This window comes from Pseudoalteromonas luteoviolacea CPMOR-1 (genome assembly GCF_001625685.1).
GTDB lineage: Bacteria > Pseudomonadota > Gammaproteobacteria > Enterobacterales > Alteromonadaceae > Pseudoalteromonas > Pseudoalteromonas luteoviolacea_K.
On the sequence record NZ_AUYC01000035.1, the window covers coordinates 113824 to 133333 of the forward strand.

A 19510-nucleotide genomic window follows, 5' to 3' on the forward strand; every position below is an offset into this window, starting at 1 on the left:
ATAAAATTAAAACGCCACAAGAGATTTCTAAGCACTACTTTTACAACTCGTGCGATCGACCATGTGACTTTGTACTTTAGTGCCTCTACAGGGCTGAAACTAGAGCTGGATCGGTTATGGATCTGAGTCCGTTCGCAAGCATGTTTTATACGCTTTTCAATGTGACACCTCGGAAAGAGCTAGCAGAGGTTTAAAACGATTAAGCACAATATAGGGTCAAAAATTGAGAGTTGACCCTATATTATTAAAGTGGTTAAAAATGTAAGGTGCATTTGATTGTCCTATAAAAAATACTTATTATAAATCATACTCTTATTCTTATATTATTCGGTTATATGAAAATAACATTAAGACCTGCTCAAGAAGCGGACATAGCCTATTTGCTCGAGCTTAGGCGACTTACTATGGATGAATATTTGCTGCAAGATGGTGTTGATACTAGCGATGAAGAACATCTTTTTCGGATAAAGTATAATTTTGAAGACGCAAAAATCATACTTGTAAATAACATTAAAGCGGGCCTTTTCAAAGCAAGTTATCTAGCACAAAATAAGCAGTGGTACATATATCAAGTGCAAATACATCCAGACTTTCAGGGTAACGGGATCGGCGGTGAATTGATCAAAGGATTGTGTATGGAGGCATTAAAACAAGGCTGTACAGTTGGGTTGAGTGTGTTAAAAAGTAACCCAGCTAAAACACTATATGATAGGTTAGGATTCGCAGTGGTTGATTCAAATTGCAGTGAATATGAGATGATTTATAAAAATAAAACAATGACACAGACCTTAGAGTAAAGATTTTTGATTCTTGTCTGCGTCTATCGTATTTAAATGTGCCTTATTACGACTTAACTATTGCGCTTAATTACACATGTTTACAACTCTACATCATTCAGTTGCTTCGAGTTCATTTCAAAAGGTGTGGTGTTATCATGATGAAAAGTCGGCATAGAGCCGACTTTGTTATGCTATTAACAAGTGATGAGTTACTGGGCTTTTACTACAGCTAGAGCGACATTTGCGTAAATGTTTGGTGAGCCGTAGCCGCCAGGTAATCTCTGGGCTTGATTAATCAGTATTTCAGGTTCGCCTTTAGGTGACACATTGATACCTTGGGTAGATAACCAATATAAATAGATGTCTAATAAAGCTGGGTCAAATTGGGCTAGCTTAGCCCATTGGCTTTGGTATGCGCCTATATTGCGGTAATATGGATCGATACTCCTGTTATAGCTACAGGTGTCAATTGAACACACATTAGACCTAAATTTCTGATCTGAATCAGAAATAATGAGCTTTTTCACTGTGTTAGATAGACGTATTATATCCTGTTGATCAAAGACACCAAAGCCACCTGCAAGATATGCTTCTACGATAAATGAAACTGTGTCACCTGCATGGCTTACATCAATTGTGCCTTGAATAGGCAAGCTTGCAGTTGCACAATCTTGGCTAGAATGGTCAGAAGGAGCATAACAGCGAATGTTATAAGCATTTGCTTGGTTGGTTGTTACATATTCAAGAGCATTTTTTAGAATTTGTCCTCTTTGTTTTATAAAATTCTCATATTGATTTTTAAGTGTTTGGTTTGAACTGTGTTTATTCAGAAATAATGCAATTGTCCCAACTCTGCCTATAAAGTGAGTTACTCTCAGGTTATTGAATTGGTTTGATTTAGCGTACCATTTTTCCCATATATGTTGTTCCGCAAAAGATTGAAGATTGGTAGCCCTGTCATGCAAGTTGGCAAGGTTCGGGTCATCTAAAATGATAGCGGCTGTGCGAGCCACTCCAGAGCCTGCTCGCCACTCGTAGTGGTCATGATCATACATCTTGCCGTCGTATTCATACAGAGGAGTACTAAACCAATCGAGATAGCCATCGCCATTATGGTCTTGACCAGTACTTTTGTATTTTTCACTTAATTGCAAAGCCAATTCGACTAGTGTTTTATCGCCAGAAGCGAGGTAAAGGTCTAGTAAACCGTCAATACCTAGCCAAGCGTTATACATAAGTTTGACGTCACATACTTTTTGCTTTCTACCATCAATAATGACTTCAGTATCACAATGTATATTATCGAGCCAACGTGTCGGCTTCCTGGCCATAAAGGCCTCTTTTAAGTTGGACACTGTTGGATGTTCTTTGACTCTATAGTGAGTTAACTCTTGTGTTACACCGCCTCTGCCTTGGCAAAAAACTTCTAGCTCACCATTATTTATCAAACTAGAGCGAGGAGGCGATGTCCATTGGTAGGACCCGTTTCTTTGTTCACCTTGGTAATAAATAACTTCATTACCAGCGTGGTTGTAGGCATAGCATTTACTGGCATTGTTATAATTAAAGCTCAATGTTTGTCGCTGGCCGATATAAGCTGTTTGTGGTGAATAGTGTAGATTGGTGATAGTGGGCTTTGCTGCGGGTGTTAAAGTGTATGATGCGGATGTTGTTGTGCTGCCACCTTGCCCAGAACATTTAAAGTTATAACTAACAGTACCTGATTTATTACTGGTAAATGTGTAGCTTCCTGATGTGCCAATTTCTGTCCCCCAAGGGTTTTTGCATGATGTTGCATGCTGTGTTGTCCACCTTAAAGTGATCGGCGTTCCAACTTCTGCTGAGCGAGGGCTGTATGCAAAGTATGCTGTTGGTAGTGGGTGAGGTTTAACAGTACGAACTGCCTTAAATATTGTGCTTCCGCCGGAGCCTGAGCAGGTAAATTTATACTCAGTTACCCCAACTGGTGGGGTGGTTGTATATGAACCATTGGTACCTATCTCAGTTCCCCATTGATTTTTACAGCTTGTTGCATTGCGTATATACCACCTTAAGGTACTGTTTTGTCCTACTGTGATAGTACTTGGTTGAAAATAGAATGACCCCGTTGGTTTTGGCAATGCGTATGCATTATGCATAGCTATCAGTGCCAACGCAGAGATACCATATAAATATTTCATGCTCAATTTTCCTTAATTGTGTATGTATTGAAGACGAAATTATACACAAAATTGAGGTCGTTAACTTTTACTGTTCAAGGTGCAGAAACAGTCCCTCAATATCAGTCATTTACATACAGTGTTAAAAATCATATTAACTACTCTGGTTATTGCCCCGCTAAAAGAATAGACATTTCGATGTCATGTAAGGGTTTGTAATACTTAAAAATCGCATTCTAATTTAGAGTAAAAAACTAAAAAAGGAGTGCTTAATGAATACAAACACATCATATGACCTTATTGTTATAGGTGGCGGCCCCATCGGCCTATCTGCTGCTTATCATGGTGCTAAACAAGGTCTGAAGACACTAGTCATTGAAAAGTTCAGCTATTTTAATAATCTGGGAAGTTCAGCTGGATATTCAAGACAATTCCGTTTGCAATATGAGCAAGAGTATATGTCTGAACTCTGCTTGTCATCGCAGCCGTTTTGGCGTGATTTGCAACGATTCTCCAGTTTACCTTTGGTGGGAGATCAAGGAAGCTTGTGGTTTGGTCAGAATATCTCAGGCACGCAAGAGGGGGGAATTGATCAAGCCAAAGACACTATGAATACGCTGGGTATTCCATATGAACCTTTGGTAGATGCGAAAGCTATTGAGCAAAAGGCCAGTTTTGCCAATTTACCTTCCAAATATTATGGCTTTTTTCAAAAAGATGGCGGAACCATTAATGTTAAAGAAACTGAGCAGGTGCTATACAACGCGGCACTCGCAACAGGACATGTCACATTTAAGGAGTGGGAGAGTGTTGTTAACATCGATAGTAGTGAAGAAAATTGCTTAAAAGTCATCACTCAACGCAGTGGCCAAGGCCCTGAAACTTCAAGTTACTATCAATGTGCAAAGCTTGCTATTACCACTGGGGCGTATGTAAATGATACGGTCAGGTCTTTAGGGTTATCAGTTCCGATTTTAATTTGGCAAATGGCCTCTGCTTATTATAAAAAAATAGATGAGCATGCTCATTTTCCTTCTTGGTTTGCGTTTCAATCAAAACCAAAAGATGATCCAGAGCAAGAAGAGAGCGCAACCAATTCTCTCCTTTATGGTTTCCCTGAGCTAGATTGGGCAAATCCAGGATATGTGAGAGTCGCAACTGATTTTCCTGACTACAAAATCATTTACGATCCGAGTGAACGCCAACTGGCTCCTTCAGAAAAGTCACTGGATATCGCATCATCTTGGGTAAAGCAGTTTATGCCAGGTCTTGATCCAACACCTATGCACACTTCGACATGTTTAATTGCGCTTTGTAATTCCCCTAATCTTGAAGCGCAACCGGAGTTTTTCTTAGATTACTTACCCAAAGAGCTGCCAAACTCAAAGAATATTGTGACATATACAGCGGGTTGGGCAGGTAAGTTCATTCCGATCATGGGAGACATGATCATTAAAATGCTGCAAGACCCTGCGCTTGAACAGTTTACCTATGTTGAGGACGAGCGCATTTACACTATACCCCGTAGTCATTTTGCAATTGACTGGCAACCAGTTGGCGATTTAACCCCAGTAAAAAAGGAATCAAAATAATGAAAAAATACACAATTTTTGGTGGTGGACCATCAGGCTTATATACAGCTTGGCGTTTATTAGACAGCGGCAAGGTAGTAAAAGGTGATCAGCTAGAAATAATTGAATGGGGCGATTACGATTATGGACAAAATGGAGAAGGTACCCGTTTGCCAGCCGGTCGTATTTGTACATATCACTATCAAAATGACAGCAGGCAGTCTTATATAGAAGTAGGCGGGATGCGTTTTATAGAGTGGGATGATGAAAATAAACAAGGGCATCAGCTTGTTACTACAACGATTCATAAATTGGGTTTAGACTGTCATAAAGCGCCTTTCAACACGACAGAAGATCCGTTGTTATTTGTGCGTGGGCAACACCTGTATCAAAGTGAAATAAGTGTTTCAAAAAGGGCTCCCTACGATACCAACACATACGTTGACATATCAAAAACTGAGAGTGTACCTGCAAATGCAGCACCTGCAGATGATTTAATTGGCAATATATCAAATTCGATTGTAACTAAAAAAGCCAGAAACAGAGTACAGCAGTGTGAGTTTTACGCATCGGGAAAGTTACCTGATGGGTTTGAATCATACGTGTATAAGCCGGGTGATTTGGCAAGTAATATTGGTTACTGGAATATTTTGTACGACCAGGCGTATAACGAAGGGTATCAATATGCGGCCGATGCCAATGGCTACAGCTCAAATGTGATTAATTGGAATGCAGCAGATGCGGCTGTTTATAATGGGGAGTTTGCACCAGGTGGTAAATTTCAAACCTTGAAAACAGGGATGTCCTCGCTGTTTGTAAGTCTATACAAAACGTGCAGCTCACTTGCTAAAAACAGTGATGTTGATTTCAAAATCACTAAATCAACTCGATTACATTCGATTTGGAACAAGTCTGGTAAAACACAGTTTTATATTGCTACAGGATGCAAACCAGATGTGCCTGCCGGTGATGTAAAAGAAACTGATTATGCCTTTTTGGCAATGCCGCCTCATGCAATTAAAGCGGTTGCTGCTGCTACTCGGTATTTACCAGATGAAGATGATCGAGTGAACTTTTTAAACCAAGCCAAGGTTGCGAATTACTTAGAGTCTGTCATTGAGCAACCTTCCTTTAAGGCTGCGATGTTTTTTGATACGCCGTGGTGGGAAAACAGTGCATTGCCATTTAAGCCTAAAATTGACACGCAAACTCAAACATATGGGCCGACAATCACGGATTTGCCGATAAGACAGGTGTATTATTTTGGCAATAACGCGGTTGATGAGAATGCGAAGCCTGTATATGGTATTTTGGCATCCTATGACGACATGCGGTTCACTAATTTCTGGCGGGAGTTAGAATGGTCAATTGATGAACTGCATACAGTCGCCCCAAGCACCGATACTCAGCCACTCATCGGCGCTAAAACAGCGACGAATGTCATGCAAAAAATGCTTAGGCTACAATTGGCTAGATTGCACTATGGAAACCAACATATTGATCCAGAAGTGATCCCTAAACCATTAGAAACTACTTTTATGGACTGGGGACATAATCCATTTGGCGCTGGTTACCACGCGTGGGCATCTCATTACAATATTTGCAATGTCATGCAAGATATACGTACACCGGAAGTGCTGGCAGGTATGGATAAATCGCCCAATGTGTTTATCATAGGTTCTGCGTTTTCAAATGACCAAGCATGGATTGAAGGTGCTTTTTGTACCGCGGAGTCAGTGCTGGTGGACTACTTACAGATTAAAACAATAGCAACAGACTCACAGGATTACCCATTAATTTGTGGTACTTGCGATATAAGGAGATAGTTGGAAGCGCATAAAGATAACATTTGCTAAAGGATAAAATATGCGGGAAGTTAGATTGTGGTTAGTGGCCCTTATCTGTTTTACGTTGTCTGCGTGCCAGTGGGCCAAAATTGCCCACCATGATCCACAAGTCGAATTACTCTTGGTTCAGGCTAAAGTAAAAATTGAAATGCATTGGCAGAGGATGTTATTAGCAGAGAAGCAATCGCGCGACTTTATTAACTATAAACAAAATTACCATGACATTGAGATTGATATTCAAGTTTTAAAAGCACTTAACGAACATAGGGTTTATAATTCTGAGTCTGTTATTCAAAGCGAACATTTACTTGAATTGTGGCGACAAGATATATCAGTCCATCAGCAACAAAACACAATGAGTGACTTTGTAATAAAACGCCGAGTTAAACAATATAATCGAGTATTAACAGCAATGCTGGTTGCTGAAAATGTGAAACCAGAATAAAAGGGGGGTAAATATGAATGTAGATCAACTTTTAAAGGACACCGGCGATTTTCTGTGTAGTGAATTTTCAACTCATGCCATAGGTGTTGCCGAAGGTATTCATGAAGCACTAACTGCGAGTAAAGAGTCCATTTCTGAGTTAGTTATTGCGAGAACTAATGGAGTGATATCGGAGGATGACTTTGCCTATGAGCTTCAAAGAGAAGCAAAGGTGTTTGAGGCGGAGCTATTGACTTTACAAGTGATAGCAAAGGCAACGGTTGTTAAGATGTGTGACGCAGCAATTCGCTTTATTTTGAAATCCGTGAATCCAATCTCTTAATTTAAGAATCTCACAAACTATCCTGGTGTTATTCAACTGTGATTACACCAGGTTTTATATTTTTCAATGCACACTTGTTCAAACAATTCGTACCAAATTCGCCATTATCGCATTTTTTAATTTCATCACTTTGAGAGCCAAAATTTTTTAATCTGTGATTGGCTTTTAATTACAGCTTTAGAAGTGAAATTCGATTTTCATTATATTACACCTAATTACACTTATTTGATATTAATGGATATTTCAATTAATTTGAAATATTGCTGAGGTTAAGTGTGTGGCGCTAAGAGTTCATGATATTTCGTAATTTTATGGCCTCATTTAGATCAAGCTGTTTTATCAATATTCCTAAAAAAGTGGTTAGTTAGAAGATGAATTTAAAAAGAATCTTTGTTTATTGGTCCGAGCCATATGCAATTAAATACTGTTTAAAAGAAAACGTTTATAATTTATGTAAAGACACACCGAAAGAAATATCTGAATCTTTTGGTGTGTATCAGATATATGGGGATCATCCAATTTATGGTCTCAATGTATTACTATATATTGGCATGACACAGTTATCTAGTAAGCGTAACTTTGAGAAAAGAATTCAGGAACACCTAGATGGTAGATTTTGGCAGCATCATGGATTGTCTGTGCGTTTTGGTGAGATTTATCATAAACAAGACCTTTTGTTAAAGACATACAACAAATTAAAGATGTTGAGTCACTCTTAATTGCCTCAAATATGCCTGCATTGAATCGACACAATATAGACAAAGCATCAGACAGTTGTGCAAACTTGCTCGTCAGGAACGATGGGTTTAGAGGCTCTATTGTGCCTGAATGTTCAGGTGAGTTTTGGTGTTGAATCTGAACAATGAATTAGTTGAACGCCTGACTAATCGATATTCAAATGAGGGTTAAGGATATGTGCTTGCTTAAGGCTGAGAAGGTGTAATGAATAGCGCATTCAGATAAACAAGTCTCTTGCGTGTAATCAAAGAGTAAAAACTAGTTTTTTGGTATGGATTAATGTTGCTTAAAGGTAATTGTCGTGGTTTATTTGTTTAACGCTTTTGCGTTTTTAAGCTATCTTTAAATCGAAGCTGACGACAATCTCCGTTTTGTTGTGTGATGACTATTTAGAGAGTCAAAAAGCAATCAGTCAGTTACCGTTAGCAAATCAATGTAGTCCATACCGCTAGTTTGGTGCTAGCACGTTTTTTAGCATAACAAGTAGAGAGTGAATATGAGCACAAATAATGTCAGTATCGTCAACTTAATTTTTGCAATTTTTCTTCCTCCTATTGGTGCGTTTTTACAGGTGGGCTTTAGTCTGCACTTTTTTATCAATATTGTGTTGACTCTACTGGGCGGATTACCGGGTATGATCCATGCAATTTGGTTAGTGGTGACCAATAAAACAGGCGACTAACTTATAGCGTGCACAAGAGCTAATCTATAACTTGGTTAGCTCTGTGGCTGAGCCTTTGTGCAAGCTTTGGTTTGTTGATGGTCATGCGTAACTATGTAACAGGTGTACTCCAAACATTGACTGATACGAGCTCACCTTGGCGGTAAGTCTGATTAATGAGCCTGCCAGCAAAATGGAACCCAGCTTGGTGTAGTATTTTGTTTTTATCATAATTGTCAGATGAACACTGCGTCTGTATTAGTGAGACCCCCAATGCTGTCAAATGTGATTTGGTGTGTGTTATCAGATCACGTTTTACATCCAGAGTGTCGAGATGATCGGCGATGACTATGTTCGAAATAGTTGCCACCGCCGACTGAGATGAATAAGTGACTCTAACGTAGGCGACAATATTATTTAGAAATTCAAATACGAGATAATCATTACCTTGTTGCATATCATCGATGATAGCACGTTCGCTTTGGTTAAATGTTGTGTAATGACAAGCCTTGCTAAATTGTAGTTTGGCGATATCTATTGCATCGCTTTGTTGTGCTTGACGGACCATAGATAAGCCAGAAGGTATGATATCGTTTTCATTTGATGCAGAAGTAATGACGTCTAGTACAGAGTCATGCTCAGTTTTACCAATTTCCTTTGCTCTCGTATTGTCAAAATATTTTGCAATGTATAAAGCGCTGCGAGAATTACAGTAATAAGGGATAGAAGCTTCTACCTGATAATCTTTTTTTATAAACAGATCGAGTTGAGACTCGTGGATCATATAACTAATTTTAGTATTACATACTTTATGCGTTTCTTGTTCAATTGACTCGATCGTGTTCTCTTTTAACCTGGAGTGGGTCAAATTTGCAGACGTTAATCTGTTTGCAGTACTAAATTCCAGGGTGTTATCTACACTCATTTGATTTTTCTCACTTGCTTTAAATTTTTGCTTTAAGCTTTATTGTTAGAGTTCTAATCTTTTTGAGGGTTTCATCATGGCATGTTTGAGAGTTAATTTCAATTTTAACCAAAATTTAGGCGTGATTTCATAGGGTTTTATCTAAAACCTAAAGATTATTAATTTGAGTTCTAATAAAATTAATAGGTAAGTAAACAAAAATGTGCATCATTAAATAAATATAATTTTTTTAAAGTATGCTGTTTGATAAGTAAAATCTATCAAAATGATAACCATTAGTTTCGCAAATAAGGGAAAAGCATCAACGAGTCTTTGATAAGATCTGCCTTACTACTTTTTGCCAAATACATAGCAAAAATCTCTCTGGTATAAATTGGAGCTTTTTCGACTAAAAACAGTTTTTTCTTGCGGATCAAGTCAAAGCACATTTGCCTCGGAAGATACGCTGTGCCGCCAGCTTCTGTAATAAAGTTTAAAGCAATTCTAGGTTGACTCATGGTATGTTTAATCGTTGTAGAGTCAAAAAAGTCACGAATGAATTGGCTGTTCACCGCTTCACCATAATCAACCTGTATTATGCTTTCAATTTGGTCTAACTCTAAATCTTGATAGGTTGATACTAATTGCAACGGCACTGTACTTACTTTTTCGGTGACGATCTCTTCGATATAAGGTGGCTCGAATATGAAAGCAATATCTATTAACCTTGCAAGCAGCTGCTTTCTTAATTCTAAAGGCGAATAGTTTTGAATATGAAGCTGGACATCATCTAAGTTTCTATCAATTTTTTGCAGCCAATCTTGTAAAACAATGTCCCAAATGGACATCATTGATCCGACAAACAACTGGCTTACATTGCCTTCACTGACGCCAACGTCTTGCTTTAGCTTTTGCCACATAATCATCATTTCATTGGCGTGTTTCACAAGTCTATGTCCTTCAGGTGTAAGTTTAAGGCGTTTTTGACTTCTATCGAACAGTAATACCCCCAGCTCTTGTTCGAGTAATTTTATTCGGCTGCTAATGGCTGCTTGCGTTATGTAAAGGTTTTCAGCTGAAGCCCTAAAATGCAGAGTTTGGCTGACTTCTAAAAAAGTGGTAAGGAGCTCAATTTTCATTCATAAGTCTCGAAAAGAGTCAAAACGCTAGCTTAGTTTAATAAAAATAATTTATCAAACTGTGAATTTTATTTCGTTTTTCTTTTCAGTAAAGCTGGCTTACATTTGCGTCATCAAACACACAGACACAGTGAAATTATAAAAAATGAAAATCGCAATTTTATCTCGAAGTGAAAACCTATATTCAACTCGCCGTTTAAAAGAGGCGTGTATAGAAAGGGGCCATGAAGTAGATGTAATAGACACCCTGCATTGCTATATGGATATCACAAGCAGTAGGCCTGCGGTGCGTTACCATGGTGAGGAGTTGCCTAAGTACGATGCAATTGTGCCACGCATTGGTGCATCGATTACTTACTACGGGACGGCCGTTGCAAGACAGTTTGAAATGATGGGGACATTTAATGTCAACGAGTCTGTCGCAATTAGTCGTTCTAGAGATAAATTACGTTCTTTGCAGCTTTTATCTCGTAAAGGCATTGGGCTACCTAGGACGGGTTTTGCTAGCAAGCCCGATAACATCAAAGACTTGATTAAGAATGTTGGTGGCGCACCGCTTGTTATTAAGCTACTTGAGGGAACTCAGGGAATAGGGGTTGTGTTGGCTGATACGGCAAAAGCGGCTGAAAGTATTATTGAGGCTTTCATGGGACTTAAAGCAAACATACTTGTTCAAGAGTTTGTCAAAGAAGCTGGTGGAGCAGATATCAGGTGCTTAGTGATCGGCGGCCGTGTTGTAGCTGCAATGAAGCGCCAAGGTGCAGAAGGGGAGTTTCGTTCAAATTTGCATCGGGGCGGTACAGCTGAAATTGTTAAGCTTACTAAAGAAGAGCGAGAAACTGCTGTGAATGCAGCAAAAGTGATGGGGCTAAATTTTTGCGGTGTAGATTTATTACGTTCTAACAATGGGCCTATGGTCATGGAAGTGAATTCATCTCCTGGCTTAGAAGGTATTGAAAGCGCAACGGGGCTAGATGTTGCTGGTAAGTTGGTTGAGTTCATCGAGAAAAATGCAAAGCCAAATTCAACGCGCACCCGTGGTAAAGGTTAATCAAACAGGACTGTAAGCGTATGTCAGTAATAACCATTGGTGGTAAAGACATCTTGTTGGGTCAAACGTGTCAGGTTGATATACCCGTTGCGAAACTCTACACAGATGCTGATGTTCATTTACCTGTGCACATTGTTAGAGCCAAAAAAACGGGACCGACAGTGTTTGTCAGTGCAGCAGTACATGGTGATGAGTTGAATGGCGTTGAGATCATCCGACGATTACTTACTCTAAAAAACTTCAAAATAACAAAAGGGACGTTAATAGCGGTACCAATTGTGAATGTATATGGGGTGGTAAATCAGTCAAGATATATGCCTGACAGGAGAGATCTCAATCGTAGCTTTCCTGGTTCCGATAAAGGTTCATTGGCGGCAAGGCTCGCTAATACGCTATTAAAAGAAGTCGTGGCGCATTGTGACTACGGGATTGATTTGCATACAGGGGCGATCCATAGATCAAACCTGCCGCAAATACGGGCCAATTTAGCGGATGAGGTCACGCTTGAGTTGGCAAAGTCGTTTGGTGCTCCAGTGGTGCTAAATTCGGAAATTTTGGAAGGGTCGCTTCGTGAAGCTGCCGCAATATGTGATACCAGAGTGCTCGTTTATGAAGCTGGTGAAGCGTTGCGGTTTGATGAGCTCTCTATACGCATGGGTATAAAGGGTATTGTGAATATGTTGCGCTACTTGAAAATGATGCCTTCGAGGGGAGCAAGAGCCAAGAAAACGACGAGCTTTATTGCTGATAACAGTAGTTGGATTAGAGCCAGTGCCAGTGGGATTGTGGCCAATTATTTCAACCTTGGCGATCAGGTAAAAATGGGCGATGTCCTAGCCGATATTGGCAATCATTATGGTAAGACTTTAGGGCAAGTCATCGCATTGAAAGATGGCGTGATCATTGGAAAACAAAATATTCCATTAGTACAAGAAGGTGAAGCGATGTTTCATATTGCGTTTTTTTCAGGGCCTAGTCAGCAGGTATCGAAAAAGATTGAACATGTTGAGCAAGAGTTAGTTGTCAATACAGAATCAAGTGAGCAGTTATTATGAAAGATAAAATGATTATTGGGCATATTGAGGCGATTAACTTACCAGAATTTGGTATTTCATCTTTGCCCGTAAGAGTAGATACTGGCGCGCAAACCTCATCACTGCATGTTGATAATATCAAGCAAGTGTCAGTAAAAGGCAAGCCAGGGGTTGAGTTTGATATTCATCCAGAGATTCACAATGTAGATAAAGTGATCCGATGCAGTGCGCCGCTTCATGATGTTAGAAAGGTAAAGTCATCGAATGGCATGAGTGAGCAGCGCTATGTGATCAAGACACGTGCCCAGCTGGGGGATTTTGAATGGGATGTAGAAGTAACGTTGACCAATAGGGCCGATATGACATATCTGATGTTGTTAGGTCGCCAAGCGTTAAGCGGTTTATTTTTTGTTGATGTCTCACAAACATTTGTTATGTCTAGCGAGGTGTAATTATGAAAAGTGACAAAATTGAAACATTTGCAAAAGCGTCTCTAGGCACTGAGGGTGATGAACTAGGCCCTGTTGAAAAAAGTGTTGTCGACAGTATTTCTTCACAAGAAGTGATTGTCGCGAATATCAATGAGAGCTTTCATGATGAACTGACATTTGGTCAACGCATGGCTGATAAAGTGGCTGAATTTGGCGGTTCTTGGCGTTTTATCATTATATTTGTGTCGATTATGGTATTTTGGGTGGTGCTAAATACGGTGTGGTTGGCACAGGAAGACGCATTTGACCCATATCCTTTTATTTTGCTGAATCTCGTGTTATCGACACTTGCAGCCATTCAGGCACCGATCATTATGATGTCGCAAAATAGGCAAACATCAAAAGATAGACTGGCGTTTAGCAAAAGTTATGAAGTTAACTTAAAGTCAGAGCTTGAGATCATGCGGCTTAACCAAAAAGTAGATGAAATACATAAATTACTGATAAAAGAGAGTAAAAAATGACAGACATCGCTATCCTTGATACAGCAATACTTTGGGGGCAACAACAAAGTGTCCCCATATTTTGGTCAGCCATTGTCGTATTGTGCTATATAGTTCTGACGAGACAGTTGTTTCCAAAAATTGATAAAAGCGTTGATGAAGGTGGATTCAAAAACGACGCTCTGAAAAAAGCCTATTTAACCGTTCGATTTTTAAGTGGCATTGTGGTCGCTGCGGTGTTGCTGGTGGTTTGGGGGGTAGACATCAGCGGTATGATGTTGGTTTCTACCTCAATTTTAACTGTGACAGGTGTCGCGTTATTCGCTAATTGGTCTGTACTTAGCAATATCACGGCATATTTTGTATTGTTATTTCACAGTGCATATAGACGTGGCAACTTTATACGAGTGATTGACGGTGATAATTACATCGAGGGCTATATTGCAGACATTGGCGTTTTTAATACTCAGTTTATCACTGAAGATAGAGAAGTTGTGATTTACCCTAATAACTTATTGTTGGGGCGGCCAACGCAAATAAATCCAAGAACGCGTGTTGCTGGTATGGGCAAGATAGCTCAGGTTTATGAAAAAAAGAGTAGTGACAGCAAAGAAAAGGAAAGCACTTAAAATAAAAATGCTGCCCCGAAGGACAGCATTTTGGGTCTCTATAAAAGAAAGGAACTGGTTAGAAGTAAGCTCTGATACCAAGCTTAACATTGCGCCCAGGCAGAGGCGCTTGATCCTTGATGAATGAGCTATGCACGAAGCCTAGCTCGTCTGTCAAGTTTTCTAGGTTAAGGTAACCAACCATGTCGATACCTTTAACAGCAAAGTCGTAGCTCATGCTAGCATCTACAAGTGTGTAACCTTTCGTTTCAGTCTCGTATGATGTGATTTTGTCTTGTTCTAGATAACGAGTAATTGTCATATCCGCTGAGAATGGACCTTTCTCATAGCCGTAGCTTACACCTAGTTTATTGCTAGGAATGCGTGGAAGGTTTTGACCATTATCTAGCTTAGCACGTAAGTGATCACCGAATACTTTCACACGATTAAAATCATTGATCTGATAGTGAACATCAAACTCTAAACCGTATAGCTTAGCGTCTTGGCTAACAAACTGGTATACATCGCGTGCACCTTCATGCTCGTGATCAGCAACTTCTAAACCATGCTCAGAGGTAAAGAAGTAATTTGTTTTTTCCTGATAGTAGAAATCAGCAATGTCATTGTAGAAGAAGTTCACTGTATAGCCGAAGTCACCGATAAAGCGACGGAAGCTAACATCTAAATTCGTTGCAGTTTCTTTCTCAATATCGGTTGGCTCAAAATGAATTTCAGTGCCTTCGATATGGTAACCAAGACCTAACTCATAAGTGCTTGTTGCGATATGCAAGCCGTTAGATAACAGCTCTGCAGTTAGCGGTGCACGTTCCGAACGCGATAGGCTAACAGCGACGTTATGGCCTGGTGCATAAGTATAAACTCCACCAACCGATGCACTCACATTGGTCATATCAAGCGTGTAGTCAGTAATTTGAGTGGTTTTTACTAAAGCTTCTTCGTGGTCATGATCATGATCGTGTTCTTCGTGATCATGCTCATCGTGGTCTTCTTCATGCCCAATATGAGTTCCAGTGATGCGGCTAGATAGCTCGTAATTTTCAACTCGTGCGCCTAACTCTAACGTAAAGTCGCCAAACTCACGCTCTTCTAATACATAGAAAGCATGTGTGGTGGTGTTAGTTGCTGGGGTAAATGCTTCTGCGCCTTGTGCTTCATAATCGCTGTCAGAGTAGTGGTAGCCAAAAATACCGTGCCATTCACCGATACGGTGTTCAAAGTTTGTTCTTAGCTCAGTAGTTTCGTTTTTGAATACTGTGCCAACCATACCAGCTTCGATTTCTGCGTGCTCATAGTCTGTGTAACCAGCACGAACCTGGATAGACTCTAACCAGTTGTTGTGCAACGAGTAGTTAAACAATGCCTGCCAGCGGTCTTGCTTTACGCGTGCAAATACGTTGTGGTTTTCTTCTTCATGATCGTGTGCATCTTCGTCACCATGATCGTCGTGATCATGCTCATCATGGTCGTGCTCGTCGTGACCGTGTTCATCATGTTCATCGTGGTCGTGCCCGTGATCATGGTCATGTCCGTGGTCATGGCTGTGTGCAGGGATACCATAATCAGTCTCGATGCTACCGTACGAGAAGCCTACTGTCATATGGTCTGTGACATAGCTTGTGCCAATGTTAAATACTTCAGAGTCGATGAACGTATTATCTACTTTTTCTGCGTACTCAGCTGCGTGCTCCTCACCTTCGTGCTCGTCATGGCCATGTTCTTCATGGTCATGATCATGCTCGTCTTCGTGGTGTTCATCATGATCACCAGGTAACTTAAAGCTAGGAGTTTCATAGTCACCGCCTTTGCGCTTAACGCCATCAAAGTGGAAGTTGAAACCGTTATGGCCGGCTTCAAATAGTGCAGCAACTGTATTGGTATTTGAATTTGTATCATGGCTGTAATCAACAGCACCTTGAGGCGCTTCCACAATATCTGTTGGAATACGATTATCAACAACGTTTACAACACCGCCAATTGCACCAGAACCGTAAAGTAGAGTAGCTGGACCACGAAGTACTTCAATTTGTTCAGCGCTTAATGCGTCGTTGGTGTTTGCATGGTCAGGGCCGATGCGAGATGCGTCACTGCTGTCCAAGCCATTTTGTGTGATTTTAACACGAGGACCATCTAGGCCACGGATGATTGGGCTTGAAGACACAGGGCCAAAGTAGCTCGCATTGATACCAGGTAGGTCTTTTAATGTCTCGCCAAGAGTTGGCTTTGCTGAATTCTTTAATTTATCACCACTGACAACTGTGACAGGTGATGCCATTTCCATGTTACTTTTGTGAAGCGCTGAAGCATATACAACGATGCTTTCAATAGAGCTTGGCGTCAGTGTAACAGTTACAAAAGGAGAATCAGGGTTTACGTCTAAACGTTGATCGATAAAGTTGTTTTTGGAAACGTGAAGCTCAGACGCTGCATCTACCGCAATAGTAAAGTTACCATTGTCATCTGTTTTGATGGTTTGAGACTTACCGTGTAGGTGTACATTCGCGTTGCTAATAGGGAGGTTGTTGTTATCAACTACTTTACCGCTTAACTCACCAGCATAAGCTGACGTTGACAGCATTACTGCGCTGACACTCAGAGAAATCAAAGATTGTTTAAACATTATACTTCTTTTCTGTATGTGATTGTGAACGTGTAATAATATAACACTGCAAAAGCGATAAAACAATGATGTTATACTATCACTTTATATTTGAATTATATTTGTTTGTTCCTATATTTAAAATAATGAAACATTCACAGGATGCAACGATGACAGGGCCATTTGTCTTCAAAGTAAGGTTGAAAATTGCTGATTTGTTTCATCAAGCGAATCACTTAGAGACGTTCACAGCTGCACTTCAAAAGGCGGAGACACTTCAGCATTTTGTACTTAAATTGATAGCTTATTGTGCTTTGTCATACAAAGATGAGGTACGTTGGCTTAACAGCAGAGAAAAGCACCATCCAGATGTTTGGCATGAACTCGAAAATGGTGAAATAGAAAATGCGCTTTTTGTTGAATTACCAGATTTAAGTGAACTACAGCGATACACGCGCCTTTACAGTAAAATCATCATTTTTAACATCAATAATGAACAATGGTTTGATGAGTTAAAGCCCCATCTTATTGCTTTTAACAACTTAAAGATTTTTGTGATTGAATCACGTTTTGTTGATGAGTTAGTGGAAGCATTAACCCGAAGCTTGCATTGGGATGTGATTATTGAAGATGGCGCCATCAGTATCAGTAATGGCGACGATTATTTCCAAAGTGATGTTGTTCGTTTAAGTTAACTTAATCACAACATCCGTAATTGGTTTAGAGCAGCACAGCAAAACTTCTCCATCTCTTACAAATGCCAAAGGTTCCTGATTGTAAGCAACTTGCCCATCAATAAGTTTAGCTCTGCACGCACCGCAGTAGCCTTCACGGCATTGATAGGGAATTTCGATATTGTTTTGTTCTAAAGTGCATAGTAGAGAAGGTGACTGAGCCGCAAATTTAAGCGGCTCATCATGGTCTTCAATTGAAATCTTCAGTTCTGGCTTTTCTTCCATTACAGGTCGAAATCACCAAAGTCTGAAGCGCTTACTTCAGCATCAATTTGACCTACTAAGTATGAACTGATCTCAGCCTCTTGCGGCGCTACCTGAACGTTATCAGATACTAACCAAGCGTTGATCCAAGGGATTGGGTTGCTCTTGCTCTCAAACTGAGCTGGTAGACCGACAGCAGTCATACGCACATTTGTGATGTATTCGACGTATTGACATAAAATATCTTTGTTCAAGCCGATCATTGAACCGTCTTTAAATAAATACTCTGCCCATTCTTTTTCTTGCTCAGCGGCTTCAACAAACATCTTGATTGCTTCTTGCTCACATTGTGCAGCAACGATTGACATTTCTGGGTCATCTTTACCTTCTTGCATGATATTAAGAATGTGCTGAGTACCAGATAAATGAAGTGCTTCGTCACGAGCAATTAGCTTGATGATTTTAGCATTACCTTCCATTAGTTCGCGCTCAGCAAATGCAAATGAGCAAGCGAAGCTGACATAAAATCGGATTGCTTCAAGAATGTTGACAGACATGATGCAAAGGTAAAGCAGCTTTTTAAGCTCAAACAAGTTAATGTGAACTGTTTCACCGTTTATTTGGTGCTTACCTTCGCCATACATATTGTAAATTGATACTTTCTCGATCAACTCATCATAGTATTTGGTAACCGAATCCGCACGTTCACTGATCTTTTCGTTTTCTACGATGTCATCAAAGATCACTTCAGGCTGCTTAGTCACATTTCTAATAATATGCGTGTATGAACGACTGTGAATCGTTTCACTAAAGGCCCATGTTTCAATCCAGGTTTCAAGCTCGGGAATTGACACTATTGGTAATAACGCAACATTAGGTGAGCGACCTTGAACACTATCAAGTAACGTTTGATATTTTAAGTTACTTAAGAAGATGTGCTTTTCGTGCTCAGGTAAGGCTTGAAAGTCTAATCTATCTTTACTTACATCGACTTCTTCTGGACGCCAAAAGAAAGAAAGTTGTTTTTCAATTAGCTTCTCAAATATTGGATATTTCTGCTGATCATAGCGAGATACATTAACAGATTGGCCAAAGAACATTGGCTCTTTTAGTTGGTCATTATGTTTTCTGTTAAACGTAGAATACGACATAAATAATACTCGACACCAAAATATTTAGCGGCTATTGCCATAGCTCTAACCGCGGAAAAGTTTACAATTTATCATAACTTGAAGTGGTTAAAACCACACAAAAAGTGTGTTTAGGTTCTGCACCCAAACTGGAACCTACTCACTTCATGTCATCAAACCCAGAGTGTGTTTTTCAATATACGAATGTATCACAGAAATAGATTTTTCACCGCAAATATATTTCAGACAATTGACACTTTCGCGTCTTGACAAAAGTGTACGGATAAGTGTAACAATATATCGAAAAAAGACGGTTGGGATGATTTTTATACATAATAACAATAGCTTGCGATTTAATAAAAATGATTACTCAACAAGCGTAGTTGAAAATTGAAATAAACGAAAATGAGAAATTACGTTTTTGTTGTCTCCACTCATACCTGTATTTTTGGTTAAGTAATCACATCGGTGGTTGATTAAGTATCAATATTTAAACCACTCTGAACAATATGGAAATTTTACAAGCAACGAGCGAGTGGAGCGGACTTCACATGATACGCAGAGAAATAACACGGTTGCTTAATTCTAGTTGCACTCTGTATTAGTTCAGATGGTGAACGCAAAAAGGCCATA

The 19510-nt window shown here is 39.7% G+C and carries 18 protein-coding genes; 12 read left to right on the forward strand and 6 right to left on the reverse strand.

Annotated elements, in window-relative coordinates; genetic code table 11:
• Nucleotides 1–335: 335 nt before the first annotated feature.
• Nucleotides 336–797 carry a GNAT family N-acetyltransferase gene (locus N473_RS15135; RefSeq protein WP_063368639.1) on the forward strand — a complete coding sequence of 154 codons (462 nt, stop codon included), beginning with the start codon at nt 336–338 and terminating at the stop codon, nt 795–797.
• A 191-nt stretch (nt 798–988) separates the two neighbouring features.
• Here N473_RS15135 and N473_RS15140 read toward each other — a convergent pair whose 3' ends face one another.
• A complete protein-coding gene (locus N473_RS15140; RefSeq protein WP_063368640.1) occupies nt 989–2959 on the reverse strand; it encodes a hypothetical protein in 1971 nt (656 codons plus the stop codon).
• Between the two features lie 251 nt (nt 2960–3210).
• On the opposite strand from N473_RS15140, the gene N473_RS15145 reads away from it, so the two are divergent.
• The 5 genes from N473_RS15145 to N473_RS15170 all read left to right on the forward strand — a co-directional run bounded on the left by N473_RS15145 (nt 3211) and on the right by N473_RS15170 (nt 8543).
• On the forward strand, nt 3211–4530 hold the full coding sequence (locus N473_RS15145; protein WP_063368641.1) for an FAD-dependent oxidoreductase: 1320 nt from the start codon (nt 3211–3213) through the stop codon (nt 4528–4530).
• Complete coding sequence (locus tag N473_RS15150) at nt 4530–6335, forward strand: flavin monoamine oxidase family protein (protein WP_063368642.1); 1806 nt, start codon at nt 4530–4532, stop codon at nt 6333–6335. Before N473_RS15145 ends, N473_RS15150 begins: the two co-directional genes overlap by 1 nt.
• 40 nt (nt 6336–6375) lie before the next feature.
• The gene (locus N473_RS15155; RefSeq protein ID WP_063368643.1) at nt 6376–6801 is read left to right on the forward strand and encodes a hypothetical protein; all 426 of its coding nucleotides are present in this window, start codon (nt 6376–6378) and stop codon (nt 6799–6801) included.
• A gap of 13 nt (nt 6802–6814) precedes the next feature.
• Nucleotides 6815–7123: a hypothetical protein gene (locus tag N473_RS15160; RefSeq protein ID WP_063368644.1), complete on the forward strand. Its 309-nt coding sequence runs from the start codon at nt 6815–6817 to the stop codon at nt 7121–7123.
• Between the two features lie 1234 nt (nt 7124–8357).
• On the forward strand, nt 8358–8543 hold the full coding sequence (locus tag N473_RS15170) for a YqaE/Pmp3 family membrane protein (protein WP_039610047.1): 186 nt from the start codon (nt 8358–8360) through the stop codon (nt 8541–8543).
• 91 nt (nt 8544–8634) lie between these two features.
• On the opposite strand, the gene N473_RS15175 is transcribed toward N473_RS15170, so the two are convergent.
• Complete coding sequence (locus N473_RS15175) at nt 8635–9447, reverse strand: hypothetical protein (protein ID WP_063368646.1); 813 nt, start codon at nt 9445–9447, stop codon at nt 8635–8637.
• A 275-nt stretch (nt 9448–9722) separates the two neighbouring features.
• The gene (locus N473_RS15180) at nt 9723–10565 is read right to left on the reverse strand and encodes a LysR family transcriptional regulator (protein WP_063368647.1); all 843 of its coding nucleotides are present in this window, start codon (nt 10563–10565) and stop codon (nt 9723–9725) included.
• Between the two features lie 145 nt (nt 10566–10710).
• On the opposite strand from N473_RS15180, the gene rimK reads away from it, so the two are divergent.
• The 5 genes from rimK to N473_RS15205 are packed head-to-tail and all read left to right on the forward strand — an operon-like array spanning nt 10711 to nt 14213.
• Entirely contained in the window at nt 10711–11616 is a 906-nt protein-coding gene (gene rimK / locus N473_RS15185) for a 30S ribosomal protein S6--L-glutamate ligase (protein WP_039610050.1), read from the forward strand.
• Nucleotides 11617–11636: 20 nt separating this feature from the next.
• Nucleotides 11637–12671 (forward strand): succinylglutamate desuccinylase/aspartoacylase family protein, encoded by a 1035-nt coding sequence (locus N473_RS15190; RefSeq protein ID WP_063368648.1) that lies wholly within the window; start codon nt 11637–11639, stop codon nt 12669–12671.
• Complete coding sequence (locus tag N473_RS15195) at nt 12668–13102, forward strand: ATP-dependent zinc protease (RefSeq protein ID WP_063368649.1); 435 nt, start codon at nt 12668–12670, stop codon at nt 13100–13102. Before N473_RS15190 ends, N473_RS15195 begins: the two co-directional genes overlap by 4 nt.
• 2 nt (nt 13103–13104) lie before the next feature.
• On the forward strand, nt 13105–13605 hold the full coding sequence (locus tag N473_RS15200) for a DUF1003 domain-containing protein (protein WP_063368650.1): 501 nt from the start codon (nt 13105–13107) through the stop codon (nt 13603–13605).
• Nucleotides 13602–14213: a mechanosensitive ion channel domain-containing protein gene (locus N473_RS15205; RefSeq protein ID WP_063368651.1), complete on the forward strand. Its 612-nt coding sequence runs from the start codon at nt 13602–13604 to the stop codon at nt 14211–14213. Before N473_RS15200 ends, N473_RS15205 begins: the two co-directional genes overlap by 4 nt.
• 58 nt (nt 14214–14271) lie before the next feature.
• Here N473_RS15205 and N473_RS15210 read toward each other — a convergent pair whose 3' ends face one another.
• Nucleotides 14272–16830, reverse strand: coding sequence for a TonB-dependent receptor (locus tag N473_RS15210; RefSeq protein ID WP_063368652.1), 2559 nt, complete (start codon nt 16828–16830; stop codon nt 14272–14274).
• A gap of 149 nt (nt 16831–16979) precedes the next feature.
• Between N473_RS15210 and N473_RS15215 the strand changes: the two genes are divergently transcribed.
• Nucleotides 16980–17504, forward strand: a complete 525-nt coding sequence (locus N473_RS15215) for a YaeQ family protein (RefSeq protein WP_063368809.1) — start codon at nt 16980–16982, stop codon at nt 17502–17504.
• Here the strand turns inward: N473_RS15215 and yfaE are convergent.
• A complete protein-coding gene (gene yfaE, locus N473_RS15220; RefSeq protein ID WP_063368653.1) occupies nt 17496–17768 on the reverse strand; it encodes a class I ribonucleotide reductase maintenance protein YfaE in 273 nt (90 codons plus the stop codon). The two genes, N473_RS15215 and yfaE, sit on opposite strands and share 9 nt — an antisense overlap.
• On the reverse strand, nt 17768–18898 hold the full coding sequence (gene nrdB / locus N473_RS15225; RefSeq protein WP_039610058.1) for a class Ia ribonucleoside-diphosphate reductase subunit beta: 1131 nt from the start codon (nt 18896–18898) through the stop codon (nt 17768–17770). Before nrdB ends, yfaE begins: the two co-directional genes overlap by 1 nt.
• Between the last annotated feature and the right edge of the window lie 612 nt (nt 18899–19510).

Coding starts and splice junctions, on each gene's coding strand:
- N473_RS15145 (WP_063368641.1), top strand. CDS start 3,211: ATGAATACAAACACATCATATGACCTTATTGTTATAGGTGGCGGCCCC.
- N473_RS15170 (WP_039610047.1), top strand. CDS start 8,358: ATGAGCACAAATAATGTCAGTATCGTCAACTTAATTTTTGCAATTTTT.
- N473_RS15205 (WP_063368651.1), top strand. CDS start 13,602: ATGACAGACATCGCTATCCTTGATACAGCAATACTTTGGGGGCAACAA.
- N473_RS15175 (WP_063368646.1), bottom strand. CDS start 9,447: ATGAGTGTAGATAACACCCTGGAATTTAGTACTGCAAACAGATTAACG.
- N473_RS15150 (WP_063368642.1), top strand. CDS start 4,530: ATGAAAAAATACACAATTTTTGGTGGTGGACCATCAGGCTTATATACA.
- N473_RS15190 (WP_063368648.1), top strand. CDS start 11,637: ATGTCAGTAATAACCATTGGTGGTAAAGACATCTTGTTGGGTCAAACG.
- N473_RS15195 (WP_063368649.1), top strand. CDS start 12,668: ATGAAAGATAAAATGATTATTGGGCATATTGAGGCGATTAACTTACCA.
- N473_RS15160 (WP_063368644.1), top strand. CDS start 6,815: ATGAATGTAGATCAACTTTTAAAGGACACCGGCGATTTTCTGTGTAGT.
- nrdB (WP_039610058.1), bottom strand. CDS start 18,898: ATGTCGTATTCTACGTTTAACAGAAAACATAATGACCAACTAAAAGAG.
- N473_RS15180 (WP_063368647.1), bottom strand. CDS start 10,565: ATGAAAATTGAGCTCCTTACCACTTTTTTAGAAGTCAGCCAAACTCTG.
- N473_RS15135 (WP_063368639.1), top strand. CDS start 336: ATGAAAATAACATTAAGACCTGCTCAAGAAGCGGACATAGCCTATTTG.
- rimK (WP_039610050.1), top strand. CDS start 10,711: ATGAAAATCGCAATTTTATCTCGAAGTGAAAACCTATATTCAACTCGC.
- N473_RS15210 (WP_063368652.1), bottom strand. CDS start 16,830: ATGTTTAAACAATCTTTGATTTCTCTGAGTGTCAGCGCAGTAATGCTG.
- N473_RS15155 (WP_063368643.1), top strand. CDS start 6,376: ATGCGGGAAGTTAGATTGTGGTTAGTGGCCCTTATCTGTTTTACGTTG.
- N473_RS15215 (WP_063368809.1), top strand. CDS start 16,980: ATGACAGGGCCATTTGTCTTCAAAGTAAGGTTGAAAATTGCTGATTTG.
- N473_RS15140 (WP_063368640.1), bottom strand. CDS start 2,959: ATGAAATATTTATATGGTATCTCTGCGTTGGCACTGATAGCTATGCAT.
- yfaE (WP_063368653.1), bottom strand. CDS start 17,768: ATGGAAGAAAAGCCAGAACTGAAGATTTCAATTGAAGACCATGATGAG.
- N473_RS15200 (WP_063368650.1), top strand. CDS start 13,105: ATGAAAAGTGACAAAATTGAAACATTTGCAAAAGCGTCTCTAGGCACT.